This window comes from Streptomyces sp. NPDC000941 (assembly GCF_053599555.1).
The window spans coordinates 20,763-28,696 of the sequence record NZ_JBSFMM010000142.1; the positions used below are offsets into that span (position 1 = coordinate 20,763).

The following is a 7,934-nucleotide window of genomic DNA, read 5'->3' on the forward strand; positions in this document are numbered from 1 at the left end:
CCCGGGCCGTCAGCGCTCCGCGGTCGGGGGTGGCGTGGGCTTCGCGGACTTGGTCGCCGTACCGGAACTCGCACGCTTCGTGCCCGAGCTCTTGGCACCTGGGGTCTTGGCATCCACGGGCTTGGCGTCCGGGTGGCGCGGGTCGATTGAGAAGAGCGTCGCGTCGCTCGCCACCCCCACGATCGAACCGTCCACCCGCAGCACCTGGGACGATTCCATGCCGCCGCCCGAGCCGCTGTAACTGCTGTGCGGCGCGGTCTGCCACAGCTCCTCGCCCGTCCGCAGGTGCAGCGCCAGCAGCCGTCCGCTGCCGCTGCACAGATACACCGTGTCCTCGGCGGCCGAGACGATCGGCATGCCCAGCCGCTCCACTGTCGTCTGCCGGCTCCACAGCTGCTTGCCGCTGTCCACGTCCACCGTGGTGACCCGGCCGCTCTCCTGGACGAAGAAGAGCCGGCCGTCGACGAAGGCCCCCATGCCCTGTGCGTACTTCGGGAGCGGGACCCGGCGCTGCTCACCGGTGCGGATGTTCAGCCGGAGGAGGTAGCGGTACGCACCGTTGTCGCCGTCGGTCACCATCGGGAGGATCAGCAGGTCGTCGCCGTCGAGCCCCAGCCCGTCCTCGGTGTCCTTCAGCCGGGCCAGCTTGGTGGCGGACCCATCGCGCTTGTCGAGCCGCACGATGGTCGACCACAGGACCGCTTCCTCGTCGCTGTCCCAGCACAGGCCGAACGGCACGTCCCCGTACGTGACGGGCGAGCACTCCTGCCCCTTGGGGACCCGGTACGTCCACCGGGTCTCGCCGGTCGCCCCGTCCCGGGCGATCAGGGACTGGTCGTCGGGGCCGCTGGAGATGACCATGTCGTCGAAGAGGGCCGAGTCGAGGCCCGTACTGATCGGCTCGGCCCACTTCTTGTCGCCTGAGTCCGCGTCCAGGGCGATGAGCTCGGCAGTCGTGTCCGACGGGGAGTTCTGGACGAAGACCAGCCCGCCGTGCACCCCGACCGGGTCCGAATCGTTCATCCCGATGTCGCGCTTGACCAGCGCGTCGGCACTCCAGTCGAGGTGCCCCGTCAGGGCGTCGACGCGGGCCGTCGGGAAGCCGTCGCCGCCGCAGTAGAGCTTGGTTTCCTGCTGTGCGCAGTGCGGGGTGACATCGCCGCTGACATCCACCAACTCGTGCCCCGGGCCCAACTCTTTGGTGGCTCGGGTGAGCGACAGCTGCCACGGCCGCCAGCCCTGAGGGAGCGGGATCGCCCGAGGTGTGTCGGTCGACGGGCCGCTCGTACGGACCCCACTGCCGCCGTCGTCGCCGGGCGAGTACAGCGCGAAGGCGCCGCCGCCCAGGGCCAGCGCCGCGACGGCGACCACGGCGGCGAGGACCGGGCGGCGCTGTCGGACCCCGCCCCAGGTCGGCCAAGTGCCCTGATCCGCACCCGCTTTCCCGGCGCTCTTCCTCTCGCTCTTCTTCTTGTCTTTGCCGGAGCCGTCACCCGAGCCGTTGCCCGAGCCACCGTTACCCGAACCAGTACCCGACCCGTCCCCGTCCGTACGAACCGTGCCCTTGGCCGGCAGTTTGTCCAGCAGCCGCACCAGTTCGGCGATGCCGGGCCGGTCGTCAGCGGCCTTGGCCAGACAGCGCTCGACGATGCCGCGCAACGGCTGTGCGATCTCGCTCAGCGCGGGCGGCTCGTGCACCACCTGATACGCGGTGAGATACGGGCTCTCGCCGTCGAAGGGCCCCTTGCCGGTCGCCGCGTACACCAGCAGCGCGCCGAGCGAGAAGACGTCCGAGGCCCCGGTCACCTCACGGGGTCTGCTCAGCTGCTCGGGCGACATGAAAGGGGGCGTCCCCATGACTCGACCGGTCACCGTCAGCGCCTGGTTGTCAGCCGCCCGGGAGATCCCGAAGTCGATGACGCGCGGGCCGTCGTCGGCCATCAGCACATTGGCGGGCTTGAGGTCGCGGTGGACCACACCCACCCGGTGGATGTCGTGCAGCGCCTCGGCCAGGCCCAGCGCCAGCTGCCGCAGCTCGGCCGCGTCCAGCGGGCCGTGTTCGGTCAGCCGCTCGGAGAGCGTCGGCCCGGGTACGTACAGGGTCGCCATCCAGGGGCGTTCGGCGTCCGGGTCGGCGTCCACGACGGGCGCGGTGAAAGCGCCGCTCACCCGCCGGGCCGCCGCGACCTCCTGCCGGAAGCGGGTCCGGAACTCCTCGTCCTCGGCGAACTGCGCGTGCACCACCTTGACCGCGACCTGTCGGCCCGAGGCCGAACGTGCCAGATAGACGACGCCCATCCCGCCGGAACCGAGCCGGTCCAGCAGCCGGTAGTCGCCCATGGTCTTCGGATCACCGGCGCTCAGCGGCACCGCAACCCCTCCCCGAGTGCCTGTCGGCACGGCATGTGCGTGTACATAGATGTGAAGGTGTGAAGCTGCCTCAGCCTAAAGGGCGGGTCGCATGGGCGGCAGGCCGATCCCGGGCAACGAACGGCCTCGATCGGGCATCGGCAGGACATGGGCAGGACATGGGCAGGACGTCGGGGGGAACCCTGAGAAGTCCCTGACACTCCCCCAACTACCCCGGAAATGGGCCGATTCGCTTTGACGCGCGCTACGGCGGCTGCCAGCGTGATGGACAGGAAGCTCTCAAGGAGACAGGACAGCCGAATGAACGGCGAAGCCGCAGGAGTGGTCGGCGCAGGCGGAACTTTCCTGCTCCTGATCGTGGTCGTCTGGCAGATCGCCGTCACATGGCGGGCCCGGATGCTGAGCGCGCGCGAGGAGCAGTACAAGCAGTTGGCGCTGAAGTACGCGAAGCTGATGGAGGACAACCTGGAGTTGCACCGCCGGAGCCTCGACGAACTGACGCAGGCCCGGCTCTCCATCGAGGCGCTGGAGAAGCGGACGCACGCGATCGAGTGACCGGGGGACGGAGACCACGCGGTGCGGGTCCCCGGCGTCCATGACGCCGAGGACCCGCACACCTGTTGTTACACCTGTTGTTACGGCGATGCGCGCCTAAGCCAGAGCCCGCTCATCGGCGGTATCGGCAGCAGCGTCGGCATCGGCAGCACCGTTGGCATCGTCGGTGCTGTCCCGGCTGACCACCGCGTTGTGCCGCTCGGCCCACGTGGCCAGCGCCATCTCGCATGCGTGGTCCACATGCCGCAGCCCGCTCAGATCCAGCCGCACCTCGCGCTCGCGGGGCAGCGCCTCCAGCTCGTCGAGCAGCTTGGGCAGCCGCAGGAAGGTGGCGTTGCCCAGCACCCGTGCGCGTACGGGGCGGTCCTCCTCCGGCGCGTCCTTCAGCCCGGTCACCTCCAGCCCCGTCACCTCGACATGCACATGCGAGGTCTCCCAGGCCGACTTGGCGACCGCCATCAGCAGACCGATGATCACGCCCTCGAACATATTGGTCACCACGATCGCGCCCGCGGTCACCACCAGCACCACCGCCTCGCCGCGGTGCGCACGCCACAGCGGGACCAGGTCCTTGGTCGGGATCAGCTTCCAGCCCGCGTGCACCAGCACACCGGCCAGCGCGGCCACCGGGATGACGCCCAGCGCCGAGGGGAAAAGCACCGCGAAGACCAGCAGCCACACGCCGTGCAGCACCCGCGAGGCCTTCGTCTTGGCGCCCGCCTGCACATTGGCGGCGCTCCGTACGATCACCGCGGTCATCGGCAGGGCGCCCAGCGCGCCGCACAGCGCGTTGCCCGCGCCCTGCGCGATGAGCTCCTTGTCGTAGTCGGTCCGCGGGCCGTCGTGCAGCCGGTCCACGGCCGCCGCGGAGAACAGGCTCTCGGCCGAGGCGATCAGCGTGAAGGCGAGCACGGTCCCGATCACGCCGATCTCCGCGAGCTGCGCGAATTCACTGCCGCCGGGCGGCTGCACGGCGTCCAGCAGGCCCTGCACCTCGACCCGCGCGACGGGCAGGTCCATCCCCACCGTGGCCAGCGTGGCCAGTGCGACCGCCGCCAGCGGAGCGGGCAGCACCCGCGCGCCCCGCTTCCAGCGCGGCCACAGCACCAGCACCGCGATCGTCCCCACGCCGACGGCCACCGCCTTCATCGCGGTGTCCGACCCGGCCACATCGGCGATCAGACCGGGCAGCCCGCCCAGCTTGCCCAGGCCGCTGCTCGGTGCCTTGACGTCGGCGAGCGCGTACAGCTGCCCGGCGATCAGTACGAGGCCGATGCCCGCGAGCATGCCCTGGACGACCGCGACGGAGATTGCGCGGAACCAGCGCCCCAGGCGCAGCACGCCCATCGCCAGCTGGAGCACCCCGGACATGAGGACCAGGACGCCGAGGGCCGCGAGGCCGTATTCCGCCACCGCCTCGTACACGAGCACGGTCAGACCGGCCGCCGGCCCGCTGACCTGCAGACTGCTGCCCGGCAGAAAGCCGGTGACCAGGCCGCCGACGATGCCGGTGATCAGGCCGAGCTCGGCCGGGACCCCCGAGGCGACCGCCACGCCCACGCACAAGGGCACGGCGACGAGGAAGACGACGAGTGATGCGGTGAAGTCGGCACGGAAGGTGCCGGCACGGGCGGAGGAGCCGTCGGCGCCGCCCGCTCCGCGGAATCGGTTGAGGAGAGTCTTCTGCAATGGCATGAGGGTTGCCTCCAGTGCGCCCCGGCACCGGCAAAACAGGGGCAGGCGGGGGCGCGGCGTAGCGCTGCGTCAGTCGGGATCGATGGAATCGGTCAGGGCTGATGAGTTCGCTGGCTGAGGAGCTGCTGCTGAGCCTGTGGACTTCTGAGCCCTTGGGCTGCTGAGCCTGTGGACTTCTAGAGCTGCTGCTCACCTGAGAGGGAGCGTGATGAACCGGCCGCGACACTGCGGCGGGGCGGGCTGCCTCTCAGCAGCGGATGATCTGGAGGGAGACCGGCAGCTCGCCGGATCTCGACACCGGGACGGCCTGCCGTCCCGTGAGAGGCGCGACGGCCATGGTACGCGGCTCGAGCCGTCCGGCGTCGCAACCGCACACACATCCGGGTTTGCCGGTGGTGGTGGGTGCGGTGAGGGGTGCCCGGGCTCCGCGGAGCCCCTGGCAGTCGTCGGCCCCGGCGTCGTGATGCGCGGACGCGGTGACCTTGACGGCCGGCCGGGACTCGGCCACGGATGCGGTGGCCACGATCCGAGGGTGGGTGGCCTGCGCAGATGCGCAGTCGGCGGCGATGAAGAGGGAGAGCAACACAGACACAACGGCAAACAGCAATCGGCCGGTATGCCTGATGGTCCCCACCATCGCCCCCCCTCTGGTCACGAGTTGGACACCGAACTCCATTATGTCCAAAGGGTCGTGACAATTTGCAAGTCGCTATGTAACCGAACTGTGAACGCGGAGTCATCTAACGGGAGCGATCAGCTCCGATTGCCCCGGCGGACGCCCGCGCGGACGCGCCCCCTCGACGCGCCGGGCCCCGTACCGCCACCTGGACGCTTCACACATCTACCCCGCCCCCGGTGCGACGATGGCTCCGTACGCAACACCGCAATCCACGAGGTGAGCCGCACCATGACGGAGAAGGCGACGGAGAAGGCGACAGAGAAGGTGACGGAGAGGGCGACAGAGAGGGCGACGGAGAAGGTCGCCGTGCTCGGTACGGGCAAGATCGGCGAAGCGCTCCTCAGCGGAATGATCCGCAGCGGCTGGTCCCCGTCCGACCTGCTGGTCACGGCCCGCCGCCCGGAGCGCGCCGCAGAGCTCCGGGCCCGCCACGGCGTCGAGGCCGTCTCCAACGCCGATGCCGCCAAGATCGCCGACACCCTCATCCTCACCGTCAAGCCCCAGGACATGGGCGCCCTGCTCGACGAGCTCGCCCCGCACGTCCCCGTCGACCGGCTGGTGATCTCCGGCGCGGCGGGCATCCCGACCGCCTTCTTCGAGGCGCGCCTGGCCGCCGGCACCCCGGTCGTCCGGGTCATGACGAACACCCCGGCCCTGGTCGACGAGGCCATGTCGGTCATCTCGGCCGGCAGCCACGCCACCGAAGAGCATCTGGCACACGCGGAGGCGATCTTCGGCGGTGTCGGCAAGACCCTGCGTGTCCCCGAGACCCAGCAGGACGCCGCGACCGCGCTCTCCGGCTCAGGCCCCGCGTACTTCTACTTCCTCGTCGAGGCCATGACCGACGCGGGCATCCTGCTGGGCCTGCCCCGCGACAAGGCCCACGACCTGATCGTCCAGGCGGCGATCGGCGCGGCCGTGATGCTCCGCGACAGCGGAGAGCACCCGGTCAAGCTGCGCGAGGCGGTGACCTCCCCGGCCGGCACCACCATCAGCGCCATCCGCGAACTGGAGAGCCACGGCGTGCGCGCCGCGCTGATCGCCGCCCTGGAGGCGGCCCGCGACCGCAGCCGCGAGCTCGCCTCCGGCAACGGCTGACGGGGTTACCGGGGCGGCCACGGCCAGGGACGGGGACAGGACGAGGCAGAAAGGAGCCGACCCGGCGGGCCCGGCGGGGCTCAGCCGGGCGGCAGCAGCCCCACCGCCTCGTAGGCGGCGTTCACCCGCGGCCGGGCCAGCCCCCGCGCCCGCTCCGCCCCCGCCCGCAGCACTCCGTCCACATACGACGGGTCGGCGCACAGCTCCGCGTGCCGGGCCCGGATCGGCCGCAGCACCTCCACCACCGCCTCGGCCGTGTCCTTCTTCAGCGCCCCGTACGAGGAGTACGCACCGGCCAGCTCCTCCGGCGTCCCGCCGCCGGTACAGGCCGCGAGCACATCCAGCAGATTGGCCACCCCGGGCTGTGCCTCCCGGTCGTACGCGACCTCGCTCCCGCTGTCCGTCACCGCCCGCATCACCTTCTTACGGACCGCGTCCTCCTCGTCGAGCAGATAGACGATGCCCGCAGCCTCGGCGTGCGACTTGCCCATCTTCGAGGTCGGGTCCTGCAGATTCATCACGCGGGCGGCGACCGGCGGCCGCGTCATCCTGGGCACGGTGAAGACCGGCCCGTACCGCTGGTTGAACCGCTGGGCCAGCGTCCGGGCCAGTTCCACATGCTGCGCCTGGTCATCCCCGACCGGCACCTCGTCCGTGCCGTACGCGAGGATGTCGGCGGCCATCAGCGCCGGGTAGGTGAGCAGCGACAGCCGCACGCTCCGGCCCCGTGCCTGCTCCCGCGCGGCCTTCTCCTTGTACTGGATCATGCGCCGCATCTCACCGTCCGCGGCGGTGCACTCCATCAGATACGACAGCCGCGCGTGCTCGTCCACATGGCTCTGCACAAACACCGTGCAGCGGTCCGGGTCGAGCCCGGCTGCCAGCATCAGCGTGGCCGCCTGCCGGGTGAGCCGCCGCATCCGGGCCGGGTCGTGCTCCACGGTGAGGGCGTGCAGATCGACGACGCAGAAGACGGCGTCGGCATTGTGCTGGTCCTCCTGGACCCACCGCCGTACGGCCCCGAGGTAGTTCCCGAGTGTCAGATGGCCCGTGGGCTGGATCCCACTGAAGATCCGCGGCTGTGGTGCGTATGGCTGTGGCATGTCCGTGCCGTCTCCCGCCGTAGTCGGGACCGCCGCGGACCGGCTGGACCGGCTTGTGCGGGAGGGAGACGCACAAACGGCCGCCGGAGCGGCGGCCGTGTGGATGCGATGCGCGATAGTGGGCCGCCGGTCAGGCGGGCCACCACTGGTGAGTGCGCAACGCATGGTTCGTCATGGCCTCAGACCATACGCCCCTCCGGTACCCAAGACCACGTGGTTGATGGTCCCCGAAGCGTCGTGTACAGTTCTCCGGGTTGTCACAGAGCAGTACAGGTTCTAGGACAGCCGCTCGCGCCACATCGGCGCAAACCACTACTGCACGGCCCCTCATCGGGATGAATTTCGGCGTGCCCGGAATTCGGTCGGGAGGCTCGATTATGAGCCTCGGAGGAAATCCGCTAAAGTAGTGGACACGCCGGAAGGCGCGAAAAACC

General features: G+C 70.4%; 6 protein-coding genes. 2 read left to right on the forward strand and 4 right to left on the reverse strand.

Features of this window, described 5'->3' with window-relative positions; all coding sequences use genetic code 11:
- Positions 1-9: 9 nt before the first annotated feature.
- Positions 10-2,370 carry a serine/threonine-protein kinase gene (locus ACWDSL_RS35095; RefSeq protein ID WP_450491995.1) on the reverse strand — a complete coding sequence of 787 codons (2,361 nt, stop codon included), beginning with the start codon at positions 2,368-2,370 and terminating at the stop codon, positions 10-12.
- Between the two features lie 300 nt (positions 2,371-2,670).
- Here ACWDSL_RS35095 and ACWDSL_RS35100 point away from each other — a divergent pair, with 300 nt between their 5' ends.
- Positions 2,671-2,925 carry a hypothetical protein gene (locus ACWDSL_RS35100; RefSeq protein ID WP_014178574.1) on the forward strand — a complete coding sequence of 85 codons (255 nt, stop codon included), beginning with the start codon at positions 2,671-2,673 and terminating at the stop codon, positions 2,923-2,925.
- Positions 2,926-3,021: 96 nt separating this feature from the next.
- Here ACWDSL_RS35100 and ACWDSL_RS35105 read toward each other — a convergent pair whose 3' ends face one another.
- Positions 3,022-4,620: a SulP family inorganic anion transporter gene (locus ACWDSL_RS35105; protein WP_450491996.1), complete on the reverse strand. Its 1,599-nt coding sequence runs from the start codon at positions 4,618-4,620 to the stop codon at positions 3,022-3,024.
- Between the two features lie 247 nt (positions 4,621-4,867).
- Positions 4,868-5,143: a hypothetical protein gene (locus ACWDSL_RS35110; protein WP_398531927.1), complete on the reverse strand. Its 276-nt coding sequence runs from the start codon at positions 5,141-5,143 to the stop codon at positions 4,868-4,870.
- Positions 5,144-5,527: 384 nt separating this feature from the next.
- Here ACWDSL_RS35110 and proC point away from each other — a divergent pair, with 384 nt between their 5' ends.
- Positions 5,528-6,397, forward strand: coding sequence for a pyrroline-5-carboxylate reductase (gene proC, locus ACWDSL_RS35115; protein ID WP_450491997.1), 870 nt, complete (start codon positions 5,528-5,530; stop codon positions 6,395-6,397).
- 80 nt (positions 6,398-6,477) lie between these two features.
- On the opposite strand, the gene trpS is transcribed toward proC, so the two are convergent.
- Complete coding sequence (gene trpS / locus ACWDSL_RS35120) at positions 6,478-7,500, reverse strand: tryptophan--tRNA ligase (RefSeq protein WP_450491998.1); 1,023 nt, start codon at positions 7,498-7,500, stop codon at positions 6,478-6,480.
- Positions 7,501-7,934: the final 434 nt, after the last annotated feature.

Bases quoted from the DNA above. Each gene is read 5' to 3' on its own strand.
- ACWDSL_RS35100 (WP_014178574.1), top strand. From the start codon at position 2,671: ATGAACGGCGAAGCCGCAGGAGTGGTCGGCGCAGGCGGAACTTTCCTG.
- ACWDSL_RS35105 (WP_450491996.1), bottom strand. From the start codon at position 4,620: ATGCCATTGCAGAAGACTCTCCTCAACCGATTCCGCGGAGCGGGCGGC.
- proC (WP_450491997.1), top strand. From the start codon at position 5,528: ATGACGGAGAAGGCGACGGAGAAGGCGACAGAGAAGGTGACGGAGAGG.
- trpS (WP_450491998.1), bottom strand. From the start codon at position 7,500: ATGCCACAGCCATACGCACCACAGCCGCGGATCTTCAGTGGGATCCAG.